Source organism: Actinosynnema sp. NPDC050436, assembly GCF_040655415.1.
In the GTDB taxonomy this organism is placed as follows: Bacteria; Actinomycetota; Actinomycetes; order Mycobacteriales; family Pseudonocardiaceae; genus Actinosynnema.
Map to the genome: position 1 here is coordinate 81,632 of NZ_JBFAJV010000018.1, position 22,516 is coordinate 104,147.

The 22,516-nt window shown below is 74.0% G+C and carries 19 protein-coding genes; 9 read left to right on the top strand and 10 right to left on the bottom strand.

Features of this window, described 5'->3' with window-relative positions:
- Positions 1-262: 262 nt before the first annotated feature.
- From AB0I60_RS32330 to AB0I60_RS32345, 4 genes are all read left to right on the top strand, one after another.
- Entirely contained in the window at positions 263-949 is a 687-nt protein-coding gene (locus tag AB0I60_RS32330; RefSeq protein WP_360736589.1) for a hypothetical protein, read from the top strand.
- Between the two features lie 130 nt (positions 950-1,079).
- Positions 1,080-1,820 carry a TetR/AcrR family transcriptional regulator gene (locus AB0I60_RS32335; RefSeq protein ID WP_360736591.1) on the top strand — a complete coding sequence of 247 codons (741 nt, stop codon included), beginning with the start codon at positions 1,080-1,082 and terminating at the stop codon, positions 1,818-1,820.
- A 36-nt stretch (positions 1,821-1,856) separates the two neighbouring features.
- A complete protein-coding gene (locus AB0I60_RS32340) occupies positions 1,857-3,233 on the top strand; it encodes an NAD(P)/FAD-dependent oxidoreductase (RefSeq protein WP_360736593.1) in 1,377 nt (458 codons plus the stop codon).
- 117 nt (positions 3,234-3,350) lie between these two features.
- Positions 3,351-3,722 (top strand): hypothetical protein, encoded by a 372-nt coding sequence (locus tag AB0I60_RS32345; protein ID WP_360736596.1) that lies wholly within the window; start codon positions 3,351-3,353, stop codon positions 3,720-3,722.
- Positions 3,723-3,785: 63 nt separating this feature from the next.
- Here the strand turns inward: AB0I60_RS32345 and AB0I60_RS32350 are convergent, their stop codons facing one another.
- The gene (locus AB0I60_RS32350; protein WP_360736598.1) at positions 3,786-5,030 is read right to left on the bottom strand and encodes a hypothetical protein; all 1,245 of its coding nucleotides are present in this window, start codon (positions 5,028-5,030) and stop codon (positions 3,786-3,788) included.
- Between the two features lie 384 nt (positions 5,031-5,414).
- On the opposite strand from AB0I60_RS32350, the gene AB0I60_RS32355 reads away from it, so the two are divergent.
- Positions 5,415-5,915: a DUF3145 domain-containing protein gene (locus AB0I60_RS32355; RefSeq protein WP_360736601.1), complete on the top strand. Its 501-nt coding sequence runs from the start codon at positions 5,415-5,417 to the stop codon at positions 5,913-5,915.
- A 291-nt stretch (positions 5,916-6,206) separates the two neighbouring features.
- On the opposite strand, the gene AB0I60_RS32360 is transcribed toward AB0I60_RS32355, so the two are convergent.
- The 4 genes from AB0I60_RS32360 to lanKC form a co-directional block, all read right to left on the bottom strand.
- On the bottom strand, positions 6,207-7,940 hold the full coding sequence (locus AB0I60_RS32360; protein ID WP_360736603.1) for an ABC transporter ATP-binding protein: 1,734 nt from the start codon (positions 7,938-7,940) through the stop codon (positions 6,207-6,209).
- The gene (locus AB0I60_RS32365; protein WP_360736605.1) at positions 7,940-9,532 is read right to left on the bottom strand and encodes an ABC transporter ATP-binding protein; all 1,593 of its coding nucleotides are present in this window, start codon (positions 9,530-9,532) and stop codon (positions 7,940-7,942) included. Before AB0I60_RS32365 ends, AB0I60_RS32360 begins: the two co-directional genes overlap by 1 nt.
- A gap of 157 nt (positions 9,533-9,689) precedes the next feature.
- Positions 9,690-9,854, bottom strand: a complete 165-nt coding sequence (locus AB0I60_RS32370; protein WP_360736607.1) for a SapB/AmfS family lanthipeptide — start codon at positions 9,852-9,854, stop codon at positions 9,690-9,692.
- Positions 9,855-9,898: 44 nt separating this feature from the next.
- Positions 9,899-12,430, bottom strand: coding sequence for a class III lanthionine synthetase LanKC (lanKC, locus tag AB0I60_RS32375; protein WP_360736610.1), 2,532 nt, complete (start codon positions 12,428-12,430; stop codon positions 9,899-9,901).
- A gap of 501 nt (positions 12,431-12,931) precedes the next feature.
- Here lanKC and AB0I60_RS32380 point away from each other — a divergent pair.
- A complete protein-coding gene (locus tag AB0I60_RS32380; protein WP_360736613.1) occupies positions 12,932-13,504 on the top strand; it encodes a hypothetical protein in 573 nt (190 codons plus the stop codon).
- Between the two features lie 55 nt (positions 13,505-13,559).
- Here the strand turns inward: AB0I60_RS32380 and AB0I60_RS32385 are convergent, their stop codons facing one another.
- From AB0I60_RS32385 to AB0I60_RS32405, 5 genes are all read right to left on the bottom strand, one after another.
- Positions 13,560-14,795, bottom strand: a complete 1,236-nt coding sequence (locus tag AB0I60_RS32385) for a beta-ketoacyl-[acyl-carrier-protein] synthase family protein (RefSeq protein ID WP_360736615.1) — start codon at positions 14,793-14,795, stop codon at positions 13,560-13,562.
- Complete coding sequence (locus AB0I60_RS32390; protein WP_360736617.1) at positions 14,792-15,031, bottom strand: acyl carrier protein; 240 nt, start codon at positions 15,029-15,031, stop codon at positions 14,792-14,794. The genes AB0I60_RS32385 and AB0I60_RS32390 overlap by 4 nt, the downstream gene beginning before the upstream one ends.
- Before the next feature lie 64 nt (positions 15,032-15,095).
- The gene (locus AB0I60_RS32395; protein ID WP_360736620.1) at positions 15,096-16,073 is read right to left on the bottom strand and encodes a beta-ketoacyl-ACP synthase III; all 978 of its coding nucleotides are present in this window, start codon (positions 16,071-16,073) and stop codon (positions 15,096-15,098) included.
- Entirely contained in the window at positions 16,070-17,005 is a 936-nt protein-coding gene (locus AB0I60_RS32400; RefSeq protein ID WP_360736623.1) for an ACP S-malonyltransferase, read from the bottom strand. Before AB0I60_RS32400 ends, AB0I60_RS32395 begins: the two co-directional genes overlap by 4 nt.
- A 170-nt stretch (positions 17,006-17,175) precedes the next feature.
- Positions 17,176-18,363: a helix-turn-helix domain-containing protein gene (locus tag AB0I60_RS32405; RefSeq protein ID WP_360736626.1), complete on the bottom strand. Its 1,188-nt coding sequence runs from the start codon at positions 18,361-18,363 to the stop codon at positions 17,176-17,178.
- 280 nt (positions 18,364-18,643) lie between these two features.
- On the opposite strand from AB0I60_RS32405, the gene AB0I60_RS32410 reads away from it, so the two are divergent.
- The 3 genes from AB0I60_RS32410 to pnuC all read left to right on the top strand — a co-directional run bounded on the left by AB0I60_RS32410 (position 18,644) and on the right by pnuC (position 22,497).
- Positions 18,644-20,197, top strand: a complete 1,554-nt coding sequence (locus tag AB0I60_RS32410) for an alpha/beta hydrolase (protein ID WP_360736629.1) — start codon at positions 18,644-18,646, stop codon at positions 20,195-20,197.
- A 369-nt stretch (positions 20,198-20,566) separates the two neighbouring features.
- The gene (locus AB0I60_RS32415) at positions 20,567-21,385 is read left to right on the top strand and encodes a hypothetical protein (protein ID WP_360736631.1); all 819 of its coding nucleotides are present in this window, start codon (positions 20,567-20,569) and stop codon (positions 21,383-21,385) included.
- 485 nt (positions 21,386-21,870) lie between these two features.
- The gene (gene pnuC, locus AB0I60_RS32420) at positions 21,871-22,497 is read left to right on the top strand and encodes a nicotinamide riboside transporter PnuC (RefSeq protein ID WP_360736633.1); all 627 of its coding nucleotides are present in this window, start codon (positions 21,871-21,873) and stop codon (positions 22,495-22,497) included.
- Positions 22,498-22,516 lie beyond the last annotated feature (19 nt).

Sequence of the window (22,516 nt, forward strand, 5' to 3'; positions counted from 1 at the left end):
CAGAAAGTCCAATCTACACCGTCTTTCGTCAGCGCGCCTCCACTTGTGACCCCGGTCCGGCGAAGTCCGCACCCCGTCCCGTCACGCCTCCCGCCGCGAGCTGCGGCCCGGCTCGGCCGGCGTCCCACGACCGCGCGGGTGGCGTCCTCGCGGTACGCCGCGTGAGGTGCGGGGACCGGGGCGCCACCCGTTGAGCGGCACTCGCGCGGCACGCGGGTGACAGCGCGGGCGGCCGGGTGCGGGCCCCGGCAGGCTGGGGGACGTGAAGGAGCACCGCCGGGAACTGGAACGGCTCGCCCGGGTCGTCGTGGACAGGTCGCCGTGGCAGCTCGGGCCGGCCCTGCTGGTGTCCGCCTGGGCGCTGGTCTGGGTGGTGGGGCAGGTGTTCGGGCCGCTCGGGCCGCTCGACGTGGTGCGCGCGCCGCTGCGGTGGGCCGGGGTCCCGGTGGGCTGGGTGGACGCGGTCGGCGCCTGGTGCGCGGGGCGCACCGGGTGGTTGGCGGTGGTCGGGGGCCTGGCGTGGGCGATGACCACCGCGCGGCAGCAGGTGTCGGCGGTGCTCGGGTGGGTCTGCGTGATGTGCGCGGCCGAGTCGGTGGGATATGGCGCGGTGCACCGGGCCCTGCTGACGTTCGCGGTGTTTCTCGCGGTGGTCGGGGTGCTGTCGATTCCGGGCCGCCGCGCCTTCGTGGTGGACCGGATCGCGATCATCCCGAAGGACGTCGCGCGGGCCGCCGCCACGTCCGTCGCGTTGTCGGCGGTGGTGCCGTTGATCGCTCCCGGGGTGGTGGTCGCGGGATTGCTGAAACCCTATGTGACGAGACCGCCACGCTCGCGTTCTGAACCGAAAGAACAGCCGGTCGCGGCGAAGTCGGATCACGCCCCGCCCGCTCCGCGCCCGGCTCCGCGCACACCGCTCGGCACGACTTCCGGCCGGGACGCGGGCTAGCGCTGTTACCCGCCGGTACCGGCGATTGTCCGGCCGGGAATCGGATCACCGGTAATTGCTCTGCCACCTGCGGGTTGTCGGCCGAGTCCATTCGGGCGGGACGCCGCCGGAAGTGAGCACCGCTCACCTGGTGACCGCAGTCCTGCGCCCAGGTGCGACGATCCGTGATGAACCTGTCCCAATCCGGTGTTTGGGATTACCGGTCCGTATCCATCAAGATGTGCAGGTGCATGAAAATCCCGCCGAAAACCGCTTAGCCAAGGTGATGCGCCGTCAGCCTGTCCAGCAGCGGGGTGCCGCCACGGTGACCGCCATTGTCGATGCGTGCGCCCGGCTGCTGAACGAGTACGACTACGACGACATCACCACAGCCCGGATCGTCGAGTTGGCCGGAGTGCCGATCGGCTCGTTCTACCAATACTTCCCGGACAAGCGTTCTGTTGTGCACGCCTTGGCGCTGCGCGGCATGGAGCAGTACCTCAGTCGCGTCGAAACGCTCTTCAACGAAGGGCAGTTGGCCGCGAACTGGCGGGAAGCGGTGCAACAAGTCGTGGAGGTCTACCTGCGGATGCTGGTCGAGTTGCCCGGTTTTGGGAGGGTTCGGTTCAGCGACCTGTTCGACGGCCACCACCTCGACGCCAGCGTCGACCAGTACGAGCTCATGGCCGAACGGCTCCGCGAACTGTTCGTCAACCGCTTCGGCGTCCGGGGCGACGCGCCGGTCGCCCTGACCTTCCGGATGGCCACCCAGACCGCCGACGCGATGTACAAACTGGCCGAACGGGTCGAACCCGCCGAACGCACGGTCGTCCTGCGCACCGCGGACGGCGTGATACTGCGCCTGCTCTCCGGGGTGTTCGACCCGGCATGACTTGCCGCACCGGTCCGGGTGGTGTGGGCTGGACCGGTGAGCGACTTCGACGTGATCGTGATCGGCGGCGGACCGGTGGGCGAGAACGCCGCCGCCCGGACCGCCGCCGGTGGCCTGCGGACCGCGCTGGTGGAAGCCGAGCGGGTCGGGGGCGAGTGCTCGTACTGGGCCTGCATGCCGAGCAAGGCGTTGCTCCGGCCCGGTCACGCGCTCGCCGCCGCCCGCCGGGTCCCCGGCGTGCCCGTCGGCGACCGGCTCGACGCCGCCGCCGTGCTGCGCAGGCGCAACGACTTCACGTCGGACTGGGACGACTCCGGCCAGGTGGACTGGGCGGTCGGAGCCGGCCTGGAGGTCGTGCGCGGTCGCGGTCGCCTGGCCGGTGAGCGGCAGGTCGAGGTCGACGGCCGGGTGCTGACGGCGTCCCGCGCCGTCGTCGTGTGCACCGGCAGCGTCCCGCGCATCCCGGGGCTGCCCGGACTCGCCGACGTCCCGTACTGGACCTCGCGCGAGGCCACGTCCGCGCAGGAGGTCCCGTCGTCGCTGGTGGTGCTCGGCGGCGGCGTGGTCGGCGTGGAGATGGCGCAGGCGTGGGCCCGGCTCGGATCGGCGGTGACGCTGGTCGTGTCCGGCGCGCGCCCGCTGCCGAGGATGGAGGACTTCGCGGGCGACCTGGTGCTCGACGGGCTGCGCGAGGACGGCGTGACCGCGCGCACCGGAGTCAAGGCCACCGGCGCGTCCACTGTGGACGGCGGCATCGAGCTGGCGCTCTCCGACGGCACGTCGGTCACCGGCGCGCACCTGCTCGTGGCCACCGGGCGGCAGCCCGCCACGGCCGACCTCGGCGTCGAGCAGTTCGGCTTCGGCGCGGGCGACGCGCTGCCCGTGGACGACACCGGCCGGGTCGAGGGCCTGGACTGGCTCTACGCGGCGGGTGACGTCACCGGCCGCGCCCTGCTGACCCACCAGGGCAAGTACGCGGCGCGCGCGGTCGGCACGGCCATCGTCACCGGTGCCACCGACCCCGAGCCGTGGACCGCGCCGGTCGCCACCGCCGACCACACCGCCGTGCCGCAGGTCGTGTTCACCGACCCCGAGGTCGCGTCGGTCGGCCGGACCGGGCGGGAGGCGCGCGAGGCCGGCCTCGACGTCCGGGTGGTCGACCTCGACATCGCGGTCGCCGGCTCGTCGCTGCACGCCGACGGCTACCGGGGCAAGGCGCGGATGGTCGTGGACGAGCGGCGGCGCACGCTGGTCGGCGTCACGTTCGTCGGCCCGGACACCGCCGAGCTGCTGCACGCGGCGACCATCGCGATCGTCGGCGAGGTGACCGTGGACCGGCTGTGGCACGCGGTCCCGGCGTACCCGACGATCAGCGAGGTGTGGCTGCGGCTGCTGGAGTCCTACGGCCTCTGACCGTCGGTGGATCGCCGCTCACGCAACGAGATCGGCGGTACGCCGACTGCCGTACACCGCCTGCCCCGATGGGCGTCAAAGCCGAAGTCGAGCGGCCTGCGTCACTACACTGCGCAGGTGACCAGAGGAACCGTGGCGCTAGCGACCGCAGCGGTCGTCTGGTGCGCCTTCCTCATCGGCACCACGCTCGCGCCCGGCGGGCCCGAGTTCGCGCCGATCGCGGCGCACCTGCCCGGGTTCCTGGTCGCCCCCGTGGTCGGGTACACCCTGCTGCGCGCCCGCTCGAACGCGCTGCTCTGCCTGGCGCACGTGCCGAGGGCGTTGCTCGGCCTGGGTTTCGCGGTGGCCGTGGCGGGGTGGCTGTTCTCCTGCGGCGCGCTGACCGGCCGGCCGGGCACCGAGATGCTGTGCACGGTGGCGGGTCTGGCGATCGTGCTGCACGTGGCGTTCGGGCTGATCGCGGTCGGCCTCGCCCGCACCGGCCGCTGACCCCCGCGCGCCGGTCGCCCACCGCACCGGGTGAGCGCGCCGGTCAGGAGCCGGCGGGGGCGGTCACTGGGTCGCGGGCAGGCGCAGGGCCTGGTCGAGCAGCGCGGCCAGCGCCGGGTCCGCCGGGTCGGAGTCGCCCTCCGCCCACACCACCTGGGCGATGCGCACCTGGTTGGTCTTCGTCACGACCTTGATCGCGGACCGGTCGAACGACGCCGGCCCGCCCGGCCACGTCCGGCCCTCCTTCACCAGGGCCGTCACGCCTCCCGCGCCGGTCGCGGACGCCACCCGGTGCAGCTCGGTGGCGCGGGCGGTGTCGGGCAGGTTCAGCTCGGACACCGCGACGCCGACCTTGCGGCCGTCCACCGCCGTCTCGTACTGGGCCCGCCGCAGTTGCAGGCACAGGTGCCCGGCCAGCCACGCCTGGACGTCGCCGAACGCGTGCTGCGCGCAGTCCTCGGTCCGGTCCGCGCCCCGGGGGGAGAAGTTCCGGCCGTCCACGACGACCGTCGTGGGCTGCGGTGCGGTGCTGGACGACGGGGTCGCCTCGGACGAGCCGCCGGTGCTCAGCGCAACGACCAGCCCGACCACCAGCAGCACCGCGACACCGGCCGCCGCCGCCCACGGCAGCCACCCGCGCCGGGGTGCGGCCGGCGGGACCCTGGGCAGCAGCACGGTGCTGGCGGAGGCGAGGTCGGCCGCCGCGTCCGGGAACCCCTCGGCGCGCAGTTGCCGGTTGTCCGGCGGGGTGCCGGTGGGCGCGAGCACGGCGAGCAGCTTGGCGGCGTGGTCGGCCGAGCACGGGCGGTCGCTGGTGGCCAGCTCGCGCGCGGCGGCGAGCAGCGTGGTCGGCTTGGGGTGCAGCACCCGGACGCCCCGGTTGAGGTCACCGGTCGGCTGCACGACCTGCGCCACGTAGGGCCCCACCGCGACCACGGTCGTCACGGGCAGGGGTTCGCCGCGCATGTCCTGGATCCGCCGCGCCACGGCCGTGGAGGCTTCCAGCGCCTCGGCGGCGGGGTTGGTCGCCCCGTCCGGGCGGGTCAGCGGCCAGCCGTCGATCCGCCACTGCCCGGACAGCGGCGCCTCCAGCCGCATCGCCGGGTCGGGCAGGTCGACGCCGACCACCACGAGCACCCCGCGCGGCAGCACGACCACCGCGTCCAGGGCGCGCGGGCAGTCCGGCGGGGTCACGCCGAGCATGGCCACGCCGCCCAGCACCGAGTCGCCGGCACCCCACGTGCTCAGCGCGGCCCGGACGTCCACGCCGACCAGGGTCGGCTCGGCACCCAGCCGGATCAGCCGCACAAGATCACACCGTTCCTCACGGTCGAACACGGTAGCGCCGCAGGGGGTGGTCGTGTCCCGTGGATCGGCGGTCCCGTCGCGCGGGGTCCGGTGCCGCCGCCGAAAGCGGGGGCCGCGCGCCGCAGGTCCGGGTCGGCGGTGAATGATCACGCGAGCGTGACGAATTGATCTCGGAATGTGACGGTGTGATCGCGCTCGCGGCCCCGGACGTCGCAATTCAGGGTCGAAAGTCCTGTATCCGACTCGCCTGGGTGATGAACGTGCTGGTTCTTCTGGCGGACCGCTCCGACAGCGGGCAGAATGACCATGTCGGGAATTCACAAGATCGTCCGCTTCGACAGGCCGTAGGGGAAGACGTCCCTCGTCGAGTAGCGGAGGTCAGCTGTGAGCACCCGCAGCACCAGTGGCGTGGTCTACGTCCACTCGTCGCCGTCTGCGGTCTGTCCGCACGTCGAGTGGGCGATCTCGGGCACCCTCGGCGAGCGAGCGGACCTGAAGTGGGTGGCGCAGCCCGCCGCTCCGGGCCAGTTGCGCGCCGAGTGCAACTGGGTCGGTGACGCCGGCACCGGCGCCCGGCTGGTGGCCGCGCTGCGCGCGTGGCCGATGCTGAGGTTCGAGGTCACCGAGGACCCGAGCCCCGGCACCGACGGCGTCCGCTACTGCTTCGCGCCCGTGCTGGGCCTGTGGCACGCCCGGACCAGCGCCAACGGCGACATCGTCGTGTCCGAGGACCAGTTGCGCGCGCTGGCCGCCCGCAGCCGGGGCGGCGAGTCGTTCGCGCACGGCGTGGACGAGATCCTGGGCGCGGCCTGGGACGACGCCCTGGAGCCGTTCCGCAGGGCGGGCGACGGCGCACCGGTCACCTGGCTGCACCGGGTCGGCTGATCCGGCCGCGTCCCCGGACGCGGCCGGCGCACCCACCGGGTACGAACGCGCCCGCAGCCGGACGCGCGAGCCCGGCACGAGTTCCGGCCCGTGCCCGGCCGCGAGTCCGGCGCGGGATCCCAACCCGTGCCGGGCGGCGGATTCCGCCGCGCGCCCGGCATGACGGCCTGGCTCCTGCCGCGTGGTCGAGCCCGTGGTGAACGTGCGCCCGGCGCGGCTCTCGGCCGTCCGCCGCGTGGTCGGGTCCCCGGCGTGAGGGTGCGATCACGCCGTGCTCTCGGCCTGCCGCGATCAGGCGCGCGGCGCACCCGTGATCGGCCGGTCCTGCTGGACCAGGGCCGGTTGCCAGGCCGCCATCAGGTCCGCGTAGGTCGGGGACCCGGTCATCAGGTGTTCGTGCGAGCCGAGCAGCGGCGGGCCGCCGTCCATCACCAGCACCCGGTCGGCCCGCAGCGCCGAGGACAGCCGGTGCGCGATCACCACCAGGGTGCCGCCCCGGGCCGCGAAGGCCCGTTCCACCACGGCTTCCGCCGCCGGGTCGAGGTTGGAGGTCGCCTCGTCCAGCACCACCACGTCCGCCGGGCACGCGTACACCCGCGCGACCGCCAGCAGCTGGGCCTCGCCCGTCGACAGGCTGCCGCCCGCGTGGCCGACCTGCCCGCCCAGCCCGCCCAGCCGCTCCACGACGCCGGACGCGCCCACCGCCGCCACCGCCGCGAGCAGCTCGTCGTCCCCCGCACCGGGTGCGAACAGCGCCAGGTTCTCCCGCACGGTGCCGGTGAACAGGTAGGTCTCCTGCGGCACGAGCGCGATCCGCCGGTGCCGCTCGGCCGGGCGCACCTCGCGCACCGGGGCACCGCCGAGCAGGACCGTCCCGGCCTGCGGCGCGACCAGGCCGGTGACCAGGCCGGCCAACGTCGACTTGCCGATGCCGCTGGGCCCGACGACCGCCAGGTGCGCGCCGGGCGCGAGGTCCAGGTCCAGGTCGCGCACCACCGGCTCGGCGTGCTCGCCCCACCCGAACGTCACGCCGCGCAGCGCGATCCCGCTGCCGGCCGGCACCAGGTCGCCGTCCGGCGGCGGCACGGCGGGCACGGCCTCGGCGATCCGGCGCAGCGCCACCGCGAGCCGCAGCACCACCGTGCTGGTGGTGTCGGCGAGCCGGCGCAGCGCCGGCTGCACGCTGGTGCTCAGGTACACCACGGCCGCGAGCACCTCGCCGGCGGTGAGCGTGCCGGCGGCGACCATGCCGGGCGTCAGCACCAGCAGCAGGACCAGCGGCAGGAAACCGCCGACCGCGATCACCACGCCGCGCAGCGACGACGCCCACGCCATCCGCACGGTGGCCCGCGCCTGCCGGTCGACCTGCCGCGCCACGTCCTCGCGCGCCCGGTCGCCGCCGCCGGTCGCCACCACGTCCCGCATCCCCAGCAGGACCGTGCCGGCGGCCTCGGCGGCGTCCTCGTCGGCCACCACCAGCGCCCGCTGCCCACGGGCCAGCGACGGCAGCAGGGCACCGAACAGCACCAGCGCGGCGACCACCGGCAGGACCACCAGCCACGCCAGCGACGACACGGCCGTGGCCAGGCCGACCAGCGCGGCCACCGTCGTCACCAGCAGCGCGCGGGCCTGGATCAGCAGGCCGGCCGTGGCGTCGCGCACCACCTCGACGTGGCGGGTGATGCGGGCGACGGCGCTCGCGTCGGGCTGCCTGCGGTGCGACCGGCCGTCGTGCAGGACGCCCCGGACGATCGTGGTGACCAGCCCGTCGCGCAGCGGTTCCACGACGTCGCCGAGCCGGGTGAACACCTGCCGCAGCCCGAACGCGCCGAGCACGGCGACCACCGCGAACGCCACCAGCCAGCCCACGCCGGTCCGGACGTCGCCGACCGCGAACCCCCGGTCCACGGCCAGCCCCACCAACCGGCCGGACAGCAGGGCCGGCACGCCTTCCAGCACCGACCAGCCCAGCAGCGCCAGCACCGCGCGCCGCCGTCCGGCCAGCGCCCGCAGATAAGGTCCCATCAGCCGAACACCGCCCGGTAGTCCGCGTCCTCCCACAGCGACGCGTGCGACGCCAGCGCGCGCACCCGCCCCTCTTCCAGCCACACCACGGCGTCCGCCCGGCGCGCGGTCGCGGCCCGGTGCGTCACCACCACCCGGGTCCGGCCCGGCAGCGCCGAGGCCACCGCGCGCTCCACGGCGGTCTCGGTCACGGTGTCCAGGCTGGCCGTCGCGTCGTCCAGCACCAGCACCTGCGGGTCGCGGACGACCGCGCGCGCCAGGCCGAGCCGTTGCGCCTCGCCGCCGGACAGCGGGGTGTCCGCCATCGGCGTGTCGTAGCCCTCGGGCAGCCGCACGACGACGTCGTGCACCCGCACCGCCCGGCACGCCCGCTCGACCTCGTCGCGGCCGAGGTGCGTGCCGTAGGAGACGGTGTCCGCGACGGTCGCGCCGAGCAGCGCGGGCCGCTCGAACGCGTAGCCCACGGACCCGCCGCGCGCGACCTGCCCGGACGACGGCGCGGTCAGCCCGCCGATCACCGCCGCGAGCGCCGACTTGCCCGACCCGGAACGGCCGACCACGGCCAGGAACGCGCCGGCGGGGACCAGCAGGTCCACGTCGTGCAGCGCGTCCGGCACGCACACCCCGCGCAGCTCCACCGAGCCCGGCGGCGCGTAGCCGGGGGTGCCCGCAGCGGCGCCCGGCGCGTCGAGCACCTCGTCGATCCGCACGGCCGCCGCGCGCGCCCGCTGCACGGCGGTGAGCACGGTCGCCTGGCCGACGACGGTCAGGCCGAGCCCCGCGTAGGCCAGCGCGGCCAGCACGTCGCCGACGCTCAGCCGCCCGGCCACCACGCCGAACCCGGCGGCGGTCAGCACCGCCAGCTCCACGACGGGCAGCAGCAGGCCGGCCCGCCAGATCATCTTCGCCTGGGTGCGCCACATGCCCACGCCCGCCGAGGCGAGCCGGGGCAGCGGGCGCAGCACGCGGTCCGCCTCCTGGTCGGCCCGGCCGGACGCGGCGATCGTGCGCAGGCCGCCGACGGCGTCCAGCAGCCGCGCCGACAGCTCGCCGGAGACCTCCTGGTAGGTGGCCACGTCGTCGGCGGTCAGCCGGAGGTGCGAGCGCACCAGCAGCAGCGCCAGCGGCACGCTGAGCAGGAACACGACCGCGAGCCGCCAGTCCAGCAGCACCAGCGCCACCACCGCGCCGCCCGCCGTCAGCGCGGTGATCCCGAGGTTGACCAGCAGGACCGCGACGTTGCCCGCGATCGCGGCGTCCCCGGTCAGCCGGCTCACCGCGTCGCCGGCCTCGAACCGGCCGGGGTGCCCCAGCTCGACCAGCCGGCCGATCAGCGTGCGGCGCAGGAACGCCGTGCCGCGCGCGGCGATCGACGCCGCCAGCACCACGCCGACCGCGTCGCCCACCACCTCGACGCCCACCAGCCCGACCAGGTACAGCACGGTCGCGGCGTCGAGCCGGCCGCCCAGCGCCATGTCCACCGCGCCTGCGAGCGCGGTCGGCAGCAGCAGCCCGGCGGTGGTGGCCAGCAGGGCGTTGAGGGCCAGCAGCAGCCAGCGCGGGTCGCGCAGTGCGACCGTTCTCAACAGCATCGGTGCTCCAGGCGGTCGAGGCGGGGCGCATCATGGGTGAGGGCCCGGGGCCGGCCACCCGGCTGTGAACCGGGGGACCGCCGCCGGGCCCTCGTCGGACCGGGTGAGCGGCGCACTTCGCCTGCGCCGCTCACCCCGTCCTCGTCCTCGGGCGAGGTCAGCAGAGCAGCAGGCTCGCGGAGGAGTGGCTGCACGGGAGCAGCAGGGAGACGCTCGACGCGGTGGTGCTGCCACCGCCGCCGCCGCTGCTGCCGCCGCTCGCCATCGCGTTGGACTGCACCTCGGGGGTGTCCATGTCCTGCAGGTCGAGGATGAACTCCATGTCGACTCCTTGGGATCGTCGGGTGGAACTGTGGGGGAAACGGGTTACTGCAACCGGCCCGTCGGGGCCGGGGCTCTGAGGAACGGCAGCGCGGGCACGCCGTCCAGCGCGGCGGCGAGCGCGAGCAGCACGCCCGCGCCACCGGTGTTCAGGTCCATGGACAGCCGGCGGAGCTGGACGCCCGGGAACGCCAACCCGCCCTGGTAGGGCACGGCGTGCCAGGCGAGCGCCGCCAGGTGCCGGTCGATCGCGTCGCGTGCGCCGCCCGCCTGGACGAGCGTGGCCAGCAGGCCCGCCCGGCCGAGCACGAGCGCGGGCTGGATGACGAACTCCGAGGTGAGCCCGGAGACCAGTTCGGGCAGCCTGGCCGAGCACGCGGCGTCCGGGGCGACCCGGGCGAACTCGTCGAGCGCCAGCGCGATCCCGGCGCTGCCGATGCCCACGTAGGGCAGCGTGCGCAGGGTGCCGTCGCGGACCTGGGTCGAGCCGTCCAGCGCGGTCATGCACTCCGCGAGGTCGCGCTCCAGCGCGCGTTCGGCGTGGTCGAGCCACCGCTGGTCACCGGTCAGCTCGTGCAGCCGGGTGAACAGCAGCGCCGGGCCGGACCAGCCGTGCAGCAGGCCCGCGCGGGCCTTGTCGCCGGGCGGCGGCGCGTCCGCGAGCATCCCGACCAGCCGGTCGCCCAGCTCCAGCGCCCGGTCGGCGTACGACTCGTCGTCGCGGGTCCGCGCGAAGTGCAGCAGGTTCAGCGCCACGCCGGACAGGCCGGCGTTGAGGCCGTGGTCCTTCGTGCCGGGCAGCAGTTCGGCGTACGCGTCGACCAGCTCGCCGGCCACGTCGTGGTGGCCGAAGTTCTCCAGCACGTGGGCGATGCCGTGCGCCCCGGTGTAGAACCCGGGCTCCTTCGGCGGGTCGCGGCGCAGCGAGTCCAGCAGCCAGCGCTCGTGCTCCGGGAAGCGGCCCTCGCCCGCGACGTCGAGCGCGTGCAGCACGCCCGCCGCGCCGTGGGCGAAGCACGCCCCGCCCACCTCGAACTGCTCCACGTCGCCGGGGAACAGGCGGTCGTGGCGGTGGGGCGTGGCGCTGGCCAGGATCGCCGCGGCGATGGACTTGCGCACCACCGCCCAGTCCGGCACCGGCTCGTCCAGCGCGGTCGACACCACCGCCGGCGGGTCGACGCGCGGCGTGAGCACCTCGACGATCCGGTCGCAGTACTCGGCGGGCAGGTCGAACCGGCGGCGGATGAAGTCCACGTGGTGGGGCAGCCTGGCCGGCGACAGCTCGACCACCGCGTTGAGCGGCAGGAACACGTACAGCCGCAGCGCGGCGAGCGCGTACTCGTCGATCTCGAACCCGGACCGGTCGGGCGGGGCCTGGAAGCCGGGGGAGCCGAGCGTGGGGCGGCGGTCCTCCTCGACCCGGAACGCGAGCTCGAAGTCGATCAGCGACACCGAGTCGTCGTCGTCCACGAGCACGTTCAACGGGTGCAGGTCGCCGAACACCACGCCCCGCGCGTGCACGTCGGCCACGATCCGCTCGACCTGCGCGATGATCGCCAGGGCGCGCGCGGTGTACCCGCCGAGGTCGCCGACCTCGTGGTGGGTCAGCGGGTAGTTCTGCCCCAGCCACTGCCCGATCGGGCGGCCGGGCACCGGGTCCATGGCGAAGAACTCGTGCTCCCACGCCGAGAACCGCTCGTGGGCGGTCGGCACGCCGGGCACGCCGGACACCACGCCGAGGATGTCGTGCTCGCGGCGCAGCCGGGCGACGGCATCCACGTTCTCCCGGTCCAGGCCCGCGTGCGGCCGTGCCTCCTTGAGCACCACCTCGGCGCCGTCGGACTTGCGGGTCGCGCGGTACACGCCGCCGCCGTTGGAGAAGTGCAGCGATTGCGTCACCCGGAAGGGGAACGCGTCCGCGTCACCGGCCTTGCGCGCCGCCAGGTGATCTTCCAGGCAGCGCGGCAGGGTCACCCAGTCGGGCACCCAGAACGTCGGCTTGCGCTGGTCGGGGACCAGTTCGCCGGACGCGCCCTCGATCGCCAGCACGCGTTTGCCGTCGACCTCCAACCACTGCTCGACAAAACCGCCGTAACGGACGAACAACGGGCCCGCGCCGTACCGCAAATCGCTCAGGATGTACGCGCCGGGCCGCCCGTGGAGCAGTTCGTCCAGCTCGCGCAGGATCGTTTCCAACTGCGCCTCGTCGGCCGGGTAGATGGTGATCAGCTTGCCGCTCGCCTCGCGCGGCGCGTATTTCGAGTTCCGCGCCAGCACGATCGACCGGGTGCGCAGGTACTTGAACGGGATGCGCCGCGCGACCAGGTGCTCGTAGCAGGTCAGGAGCACCTCGCCCGCGTCGCGGACGGTCGCCGAGACGTGGATCTTCCAGCCCTGGCGGGGCAGGGCCGCACCGGTCGGCTGGAGGTAGCGCCAGATCGTGAGATCGACCTGGGCCCAGTCCGCCGGCAGCTCCGGGAGCACCTGCGAGAAATCGTCGGCAGCGGTTTCCGTGGAACTCTGCACGTCGTAGAACAGACGGTCCGCGAAGCAGTAAGCCTCATAGCGGAGATCCACGGGAATTCGCCTCCTGTTAATTTGCGCGACCGGTGTATTCCCGCACGGGCGGCCGGTGGGAGCCAATCCGCCAGATCGGGGAGCCGACTGGGCCGTTCGTGCCGGTCCGCACTGCGCGCAGCGACACTTTGCGTTGTCTCGGATGCAGCAGGATCACCCGGACGCCAGGTTTGGCGCTGCTCTATAGGGGGTCCTTGGGGGAGCGGCGCTAAACGGCACGCGATCGTTCCCGTTCTCCCGTGGGGGCGGCCTGCGAAATCGGCTGTATTTCCGCTGTTCTGCGGATCCGGTCACCGGCCGTGGTGGTCTGGTCCTCTCGGGGCGTTGTTCGGCCGTTGGGTGACCGGCTCGTCCGAGCGGGTGCGGAAAGTGGTCCGAAATTCGGGTTTGGGCAATTGCGGACCCTCGTCGCGGGCGGCCCGGACCGTACGGATCGGGGTTGCCGCTGAGCCGATCGGGTGGTCAAGCGCGCGTTCGGCCGCATATGGCACGCTGATCGGTGTGCCGTCCCGGTTGCTGCTGCCCGTGGTGCTGGTGGTCGCCGCGCTGACCGCCGCCACCGGCGTGCTGGCCCGGGACCTCTACCAGCGGCCCGCCCAGGCGGCCGGCGATCGCATCGCGCTGCCGTCCGACTCGTCCCCCGTGCCGCGTTCCGCCCAGCCCGGCGGCACCACCGTGCAGCGCAGCCCGGACGCCGCCCTGCACCCCGACGGCGAGCGCGTCCGCGACCTGCTCCAGCGCTACTTCGACGCCATCAACGCGGGCGACTACGACCAGTGGGCCACCGCCGTCACCGGCGAGCGCGTCGCCCGCACCCCGCGCGCCCGCTGGGAGTCCGACTACGAGACCACCCGCAACGGGACCATCCTGGTGCACCGCGTGGAGACCGTGTCACCGACCCGGCTGCGCGTGCTGATGACGTTCGTCAGCACCCAGTCCCTCGCCAAGGCTCCCGCCGACCTCCAGGCCGACTGCATCCGCTGGCGGGTCGTCTACCCGGTGCAGGAGGACGCGGGCTCGCTGCGGGTCGACTTCGGCACCGAGGGCTCCACCTCCCAGTCAACCGCCTGCTGACGCGGAAAAGGGCCGCTCCGCCGGGGAACGACCCTTCACACGCGCGACACCGGGCTCAGCCGTTGGTGAACACCAGCGACACGTTGTGCCCGCCGAACCCGAACGAGTTGTTCACCGCCGCGACGAGGTCGACCTTGCGCGGCTCGCCGGTGACCACCTCCAGCTGCACCTTCGGGTCCTGGTTGTCCAGGTTCAGCGTCGGCGGCACCACGCCGTCGCGCACCGAGAGCAGCGTGGTGATCGCCTCCACCGCGCCGGACGCGCCGAGCAGGTGGCCGTGGTTGCCCTTCGGCGCGGTCAGCAGCGGGTGGTCGCCGATCGCCCGGCGCACCGCCTGCGGCTCGATCACGTCGCCCACCTGGGTGGACGTGGCGTGGCAGTTGACGTGCCCCACGTCGGACGGGGACACGTCGGCGTTGCGCAGCGCCGTGGCGATCGCCCGGGACTGGCCGAGGCCCTCCGGGTCGGCCGCCGTGATGTGGTGGCCGTCCGAGCTGGTGCCCATGCCGGCCAGCGTGCCGTAGATCCGGGCGCCCCGGGCGCGGGCGAAGTCGCCGCGCTCCAGCACCAGGATGCCGGCGCCCTCGCCGAGCACGAAGCCGTCCCGGTTGACGTCGAAGGGGCGCGAGGCCCGCTCCGGGTCGTCGTTGCGGGTGCTCATGGTCCGGGCCTGGACGAAGCCCGCCATGGTGATCGTGGTGATGCACGCCTCCGCGCCGCCCGCCACGACCACGTCGGCCTCGCCGGCCCGCAGCATCCGCCACGCCCAGGCCAGGGCCTCCGCGCCGGACGCGCACGCCGAGACCGGCGCGTGCACCCCGGCCCGCGCCTTCAGGTCCAGGCCGACGTGCGCGGCCGGGCCGTTGGGCATGAGCATGGGCACGGTCAGCGGCGACACCTTGCGCAGGCCCGAGCTCTCGATCAGGTCGTCCTGCTCCAGCAGCGTCATCGCGCCGCCGATGCCGGTGCCGATGATCACGCCGAGCCGCTCGCGCTCGACGCCGTCCTCACCCAGCCCGGCGTCCGCCCACGCCTGGCGGGCGGCCACCACCGCGACCTGCTCGCAGCGGTCCAGGCGCCGCGCCTCGACGCGCGGCAGGACCTCGGTCGGTTCGACGGCCAGCCGCGCGGCGATCCGCACCGGCAGCTCGAACCGCTCCACCCAGTCCGTGACCAGCGGCTTGACACCGCTGCGGCCGGCGAGCAGAGCATCCCAGGTGGAGGCGGCGTCGCCACCGAGCGGGGTGGTGGCACCCAGCCCGGTGACGACGACGTCGTTGGAAGTGGTCATGCGTTGCTGGCGATGTAGTTCACCGCATCGCCCACGGTCTTGAGGTTGGCCAGCTCGTCGTCCGGGATCTTCACGCCGAACTTGTCCTCGGCCTGCACGGCGATCTCCACCATGGACAGCGAGTCGATGTCCAGGTCGTCCACAAAGGACTTGTCGACCGTCACGTCGGCCGCCTCGACACCGGCGACCTCCTCGACGATGGCGGCGAGCCCCTTCTGGATGTCCTCGTTGCTCACTGAAAATCCCTTCCTTCTTCTTGCATCCGCCGGCTGGGCTGTCCCACCGGAGTCTGGTGTCGGGTCACGGCAGTCGGACGACCTGTCCCGCGTAGGACAGGCCGGCACCGAAGCCGACGAGCAGGGCGACGTCCCCGGAGCGGAACTCGCCCGCCGCGCGCATGTGGTCGAGCGCGAGCGGGACCGAGGCCGACGAGGTGTTGCCGGAGTCCACGATGTCACGCGCGACCACGAGGTCCTCACGCGCACCCTTGGCGCGCAAGCGCTTGGCGATCGCCTCGATGATCCGCAGGTTCGCCTGGTGCGGCACGAACACGTCCACTTCGGACAGCTCGATTCCGGCCAGCTCGACCGCCCGCAGGGCGATGGGCGCGATCTGCGTGGTGGCCCAGCGGAAGACCGACTGGCCCTCCTGGAAGATGAACGAGTTCCGGTCGGGCACCTGGATCATCTCCGCCAGGTCGCCGGCGCTGCCCCACGCGACCGGCCCGATGCCGGGCTCGTCGGCCGGTCCGACGACCGCCGCGCCGGCCCCGTCGCCGAAGATGATGGCGGTGGACCGGTCGACCGGGTTCACCCAGTCGGTGAGCTTCTCCGCGCCGATCACCAGCACGTGCTGCGCGGTGCCCGCGCGGACCAGGTCCGACGCCGTCGCCAGCGCGTAGCAGAAGCCCGCGCAGGCGGCGTTGACGTCGAACGCGGCACCGGCCGGGACGCCCAGCGCGTGCGCGACTTGGGCGGCGGCGTTCGGGATCATCGACGGCATGGTGCAGGTCGCCACCAGCACGGCCCCGATGTCGGCGGGGTCCAGGCCGGAGTCGGTGATCGCCTTCGCGCCGGCGGCGACCGCCATGTCGACCAGGCGCTCGTCGGGCTTGGCGAAGCGCCGGTTGGCGATCCCCACGCGGTCCCGGATCCACTCGTCGGAGGTGTCCATGGTCTGCGCGAGGTCGTGGTTGCTGACGATCGTCTCGGGCTGGTAGCTGCCCAGGCCGAGGATCCGGGTCCCGGCGGGCCCGGTTCGGGTGGCGATGGAGGTCATGCGGATGCCTCCAGCAGCTCCACCAGCGCGTCGAGCTGGGCCGGGGTCTTGACTGCCAACGTGGGGGTGCCCTTCAGTTCGCGCTTCGCCAGGCCGGTCAGCGTGCCCGCGGGTGGCAGTTCGGCCACCGCGGTCACGGCCCGCTCGCCCAGCGTCGCCTGGCAGGAGTCCCACCGCACGGGGCGGGTCACCTGGGAGATGAGTCGGTTCAGCACGTCGGTTCCGGAGGTCACCACGGCCCCGTCGGCGTTGGAGAGCAGCGGCAGCACCGGGTCGGCCACGGAGATCGTGGCGGCGCGTGCGCGCAGCGCCTCCTCGGCGGGCGCCATGTACTCGGTGTGGAAGGCACCCGCGACCTGGAGCTTGCGGATCTTCGCCCGCTCCGGGGGGTTCTCGACCAGCTTGTCCAGCGCGTCCAGCGGCCCGGCCGCCACGACCTGCCCCGCGCCGTTGCGGTTCGCGCCGACCAGGCCCAGCTCGTCGAGCCGGGCCAGCACCTCGTCCTGCTCGCCGCCGAGCACGGCGGCCATGCCGGTCGGCGCGAGCGCGCACGCGGCGGCCATCTCGGCCCCCCGCACGGCGGCCAGCGCCACGGCGTCGTCGGTGCTCAGCACGCCCGCGATGGCCGCGGCGGCCAGCTCGCCGACCGAGTGACCGCCGACCACCGTGCCCGGCGGCAGCTCCACCCGACGGCGCAGCTCCTCGAACGCGAGCAGCGCCAGCGCCACGACCAGCGGCTGGGTGACGGCGGTGTCCTTGATCTCCTCGGCCTCGGCGGTGGTGCCCAGCCGGAGCAGGTCCAGCCCGGTGGCCTCGGTCCACGCCGCGATGCGCCCGGCGGCCCCCTCGACGTCGAGCCAGGGGGTGAACATGCCGGGCGTCTGGGACCCCTGTCCGGGGGCGAGGAGCGCGATCACCCGACCACTGAACACGTTTTCGGCGGTCTCCCGGGATGCCGCCGCTGACGAAACGACGGGTCCACGTTTGTAGGGTCCCCACAAACGTGACTCAAAGATGAACGTCGAACGACGTCCCGTGTTGTGGAGGGCGGCCGATCCGGGACGACCCGGGACGTGCGTCCTGCATCACACCCCTCCGGGTGTCACCACAACCCGCGAGCCCGCGCCAGCCGCCCCACGGCCAGGGCGACGCGCAGCACCAGCGCGTCACGCGGGTCGGTGGCGTTCCTCCCGGTTAGCTCGGTGGCCCGGCGCAACCGGTAGCGGACGGTGTTCGGGTGCACGAACAGCCGCCGCGCGCAGGCTTCCAGCACGCCCCCGACTTCCAGGAACGCGTCCACCGTCTCCAGCAGAGCGCCGCCCGCGTCCTCCAGCGGCCGGGCCACCCGGTCCACGAGCTGCCACTCGGCCTCGGGGTCGCCCGCCAGCGCCCGCTCCGGCAGCAGGTCCAGCGACCGGACCGGCCGGGGTGCCGCCGGCCACCCGACGACCGCCCGCAGCCCGGACAGCGCGTCGCTGGCGCTGCGGTGGGCCTCGGCCAGGCTCGACACCGACGGCCCGGCCACCACCGCGCCCGCCCCGAACGCCTCGGCGAGCCGGGCCAGCGCGTCACCGGTCCCGGTCTCCCCGCCGAGCACCACGACCAGCCGCGACCCCTGCACGCTGAGCAGGACCGGCCGCGACATCCGGGCCGCCCGGCTGCGCACCTCGAACACGACGGCGGGCGGGTCGTCGGACGGCGGGTTGCCCACCAGGACGGTCGCCTCGGCGGCCGGGTCCCAGCCCAGCGCGGTGGCGCGGGAGAGCAGCGACTCCTCGGCGTCCCCGCGCACGATCCCGTCCACGACGAGCGCTTCCAGCCGGGCGTCCCAGGCACCCCGGGCCTCGGCCGCCGCCGCGTAGGAGGTGGCGGCCGAGAACGCGATCTCCCGGCCGTAGCGCAGCACGCCCTCGGTCAGCAGCGCCCGCTCGGCGTCGCCGTCGGCCAGCTTCGGCAGCAGCTGCTCGAACAGCTCCAGGGCGATCCGGACCAGCTCGACGGTCTGCCGCAGGCTCACCCAGCGGGACAGGTCCTTGGGCGCGGACCGGAACGCCTCGGCGGTCAGCCGGATCGCCTGCTGCGGGTCGTGCAGCCAGGACACGAACCCGGCCACCCCGTTCTGGATCAGCAGCAGCACCCCGGCCCGCTGGTCGGCCGGCATCCGCCGGAACCAGGGCAGCCGCGCCTCCATCTCGGCCACGCTGGCACCCGCGAGGTCCCCGGACGCCCGTTGCAGGGTCCGCAACGTCTCCCGAGACAGCGCCGGCACCACCTCGTCAGACCCGCTCATGCCACCACGATCGCACGCGCTCCCACGCCCACCCCCGCCGACCACCACCCGTGCACCACCGCCGCACCCACCCGCCCACCGGACGGGCACCCGGTGCCGCGCGCCGCGCCGACGCCCGCTGCCCGGCCGGAACCGGGCTGCGCCGCCGCTCCCGCCCACCACCGCGCGGCGCCGGCACCGGCCCACACCAACGAGTGACACAACCTGACGCCCCCCGCCAACCGCCCTACCTTCGGGTGGCCACCAGCCACCACCCGGGAGGTACGCCGTGCGCAGGCACGTGTCAGCCGGATTGGCCATCGCCACTGCACTGTCCGTCCAACTCCCCACCGCCGCCGCCGACACCCGCCCCGACTTCCCCGACCTCAGCCCGTTCACCACCCAGCAGCTCACCTGGTCCCCGTGCGAGACCGTGCTGGAGTGCGCCGACGTCGTCGTCCCGCTCGACTACCGGAACACGGCCACCGACCACATCTCGGTCCGCATCAGCCGCCGCAAGGCCACCGACCGGGCCGCCCGGCGCGGCGTCCTGCTGATCAACCCCGGCGGGCCGGGTGGCTCCGGGCTGAAGATGCCGACGCTGCTCGCCCAGTCCGCGCCCGCCGCCGTCTACGACCTGATCGGGTTCGACCCGCGCGGCGTCGGCACGTCGACCGCGCTGAACTGCCGCACCTCGCCCGAGTTCGCCACGCCCGACTCGCGGCCGTCCGACGCGGACTTCCCCAAGTGGGCCGCCGAGGCGCGGGCCGCCGAGGACGCGTGCCGGGAGTCGGGCGGGGCGATCCGGCCGCACGTCAACACCCCGAACACCGCGCGCGACCTCGACGTCATCCGCGCGGTGCTGGGCGAGGAGAAGCTGAACTACCTCGGCTACTCCTACGGCACCTACCTCGGCGCGGTGTACGGCAGCCTGTTCCCCGAGCGCCTCGACCGCAGCGTCCTGGACTCCTCCGTCCACCCGGACTGGGTGTGGCGCGGGCAGTTCCGCGCGCAGGCGATCGCGTTGCGGCGCAACGTCGACCAGTGGGCCGAGTGGGCCGCCGCGCGCGACCAGAAGTACGGCCTGGGCAAGTCGGCCACCGCCGTCGTGGCCGCCGTCGAGCGGATCGCCGCCCGCCTCGCCGCCGAGCCGACCGCCAAGCAGACCCGCACCACGTTCGACTCCGCCCTCGGCGTGGGCACCCGCTACCGGCCGCTGTGGGCCGAACTCGCCGACAACGTGAGCCGGCTGCTGGGCACCACCCCGGGCGAGGCGGCCCGCGCGTCGGTGCCCGCCCTGGAGGAGATGGCCCGCGCCGAGCAGCCCGAGCTGGTCTCCGGGGTGTTCAACACGGTGGTCTGCGAGATCGACTGGCCGACCGACGTCGAGACCTACTACGAGGACATGCGGATCTTCCGCGACCGCTACCCGTACGGCTTCGGCGTGGTCCGCGCGGCCCCGACCACCTGCACGTACCGCTCGTTCACCCCGCCGGAACCCCCGGTGGAGCTGCGCCGCGACGGCTACCCGATCGGGGTGGTGGTGCAGGCCGAGGGCGACACCCAGACCCAGTACGAGAGCGGCCCGGCGATGGCGTCGCGGCTGGGCCACAGCCTGGTCACCGTGAAGGACGAGGGCAAGCACGGCGTGTACGGCAGCGGCAACCGGTGCGTGAACGCGGCCGTCGACCGCTACCTGGTCGACGGCGTCCTGCCGGACAGCAGCTCGACCTGCCCCGGCGACCCCCGCCCGGCGGTCGGCGCGCGCGTCGACGTGCGGTCCTACCTGGACGGGGCCGGCGTCGCCGGGTGGACCAGGCCGGGCGCACCGCGCCCACCCCGCCCCCGCCCCTGACGCGCGCTCACCGACGCCCCGGGGCACCACCCCCGGGGCGTCGTCGTCCCACGGCCCGGTGGCCCGGAACGCCGCCGGACCGGGGAGCGGCACACCGGCCCGGCGAAACCGGGTTCCGGACCGGCTCGGAACCAGGGCTCGGAGCCAGGGCTCGGAGCCAGGGCCCGGAAACCGGAAACGCCCGACGCGCACGAAGCGCATCGGGCGTTTCCCTCTCCCCGGTCCCCACCGGTGATTCCACTCTGGACTGTTCCGGCCGAACGCGCCACGTCAGTCACTCTTTCGTGCCACCACTTCAGGTTGCCGGGTGAAGCGGGCTGGGAAACGATCTCTCCAAGCGACATCGAACGACAATCGAGGAGGGGCGTCGTGGGCTCCCAGATCACCGATGGACTCGGACAGGCGTGGGCGATGATCGCCACGTTCGTACCGAAACTCCTCGGCTTCCTGCTGGTGCTGTTGGTCGGCTGGCTCATCGCCAAGGCGCTCGCGAAGGGGGTCGGCTTCCTGCTCAAGCGGGTGGGCTTCGACCGCCTCGTGGAGAAGTCGGGCCTGGGCGGTGCGATGGCGCAGTCGCCGATCGACGCGTCCGGCCTGATCGTCAAGATCGTCTACTACTTCGTGCTGCTGATCGCGCTGCAACTGGCGTTCGGCGTGTTCGGCACCGACAACGCGGTGAGCGCGCTGCTCAACGACGTGATCGCGTACCTGCCCCGGATCGTGGTGGCGATGGTGCTCGTGCTGGTCGCGGCGGCGATCGGCAAGGCGCTGCGCGGCCTGGTCACCGGTGCCCTCGGCAACCGCCCGTACACCAGGGTGCTCGGCGGCATCACCTACGGCTTCATCCTGGCGCTGGGCGTGATCGCGGCCCTCAACCAGCTCGGCATCGCCGTCTCGGTGACCCTGCCGGTGCTGATCACCGTGCTGGCCACCGTGGCGGGCGTGATCGTGGTCGGCGTCGGCGGCGGCCTGGTGCGGCCGATGCAGCAGCGGTGGGAGGGCTGGCTCCAGCGGATGCAGCAGGAGACCGCCAACCGCACCCCCGCGCCGCGCCAGTCCCAGGACCCGATGTCCTCGCCGCCCCGCGCGACGGCGTCCGCCTCGGCCACGACCCGCTCCACCCACCCGGTGCAGCCGGACGCCCCGACCCCGCCCGCCGGGATGCAGATCCCCCCGACGGACCGCTGAGCACCCCGGGTTCCGCCCGCCCGTCCGGGCGGAACCGCCGGGTCGCAGAGGGTCCACCGACGGCCCGGACCCCCGGCTCGCGCCCCGTTCGACGTCGCGCGGAACCACCCGAACAGCGGAAGAACAGGAGCCCCGCCTTCACCCAGGCGGGGCTCCTTCGCGTCCGGACTTCTTTCCACAGTGGACGAGACCAGCCACCGTCCACTTCGTACACCCGGGCCGCCTGCCGGTCGCCGGCGGCCCGAGGTCGCTCCCGACCGCCGGCCGGGTCGCCCGCGAGCCGGCACGGGCACGACCGCGCCGCCCGCGTGGCGGCGGCGAAGAGAGCAATCAGGGGCAAGACGACGGTCCCGTGCGGTGGGAAGGTGGGCGTGAGGCGTGGTCCGGCCGGAGTCGAGGTGTCCACGAGAGCTGTGGCCGGCGTTACGCCGGGAATCCGCCGGCGCGGTCCGGTGTTCCCGCCGAAGAGACGATGGGAGAGCGCGATGCGGGCCCTGATGGACCACGGTTTCACGGTGTTCGGCGAGTTCGTGTCCTACGCCGAGTTCATCGGCCAGGTGTTCGCGCTGGTCGTGGTGTACCTGGCGCAGCGCCGGACGCTCTGGACGTGGCCCGTGCAGCTCGTCTCGGTCACGCTGCTGTTCGTGGTCTACCTGTCCGCGCACCTCGGCGGCACCGCCGCGCGGCAGGTCGTGATCGCGCTGATCACGGTGTACGGCTGGTGGGCGTGGACGCGGCGGCGCGACCCGGTGTTCGGCGTCGTGGTCCGCCGGGGCACGCTGCGGGAGCGGATCGCGGTGGTGGCGGCGTTCGCGGTCGGCACGGCGGTGTTCGCGCTGGCCCTGTCCGCGCTCGACGCGTCCCGGGCCCCGCTGCCGGACGCGGCGATCTTCGTCGGCACGGTCCTGGCGTTCGCGCTGCAGGGGCTCGGCCTGGTGGAGTTCTGGCTGGTCTGGCTGGTGGTGGACGCGATCGGCGTGCCGTTGCAGCTCCAGGCGGGCCTGTACTTCAGTGCGGCGGTCTACACGGTGTTCGCCGCCCTGGTGGTCCGGGGCTGGATCGGCTGGAACCGCGAGGCGAAACGAGCCGCCGCCCTCGCACCGACCCACTGACCCCCCGACCCGCCTCGCC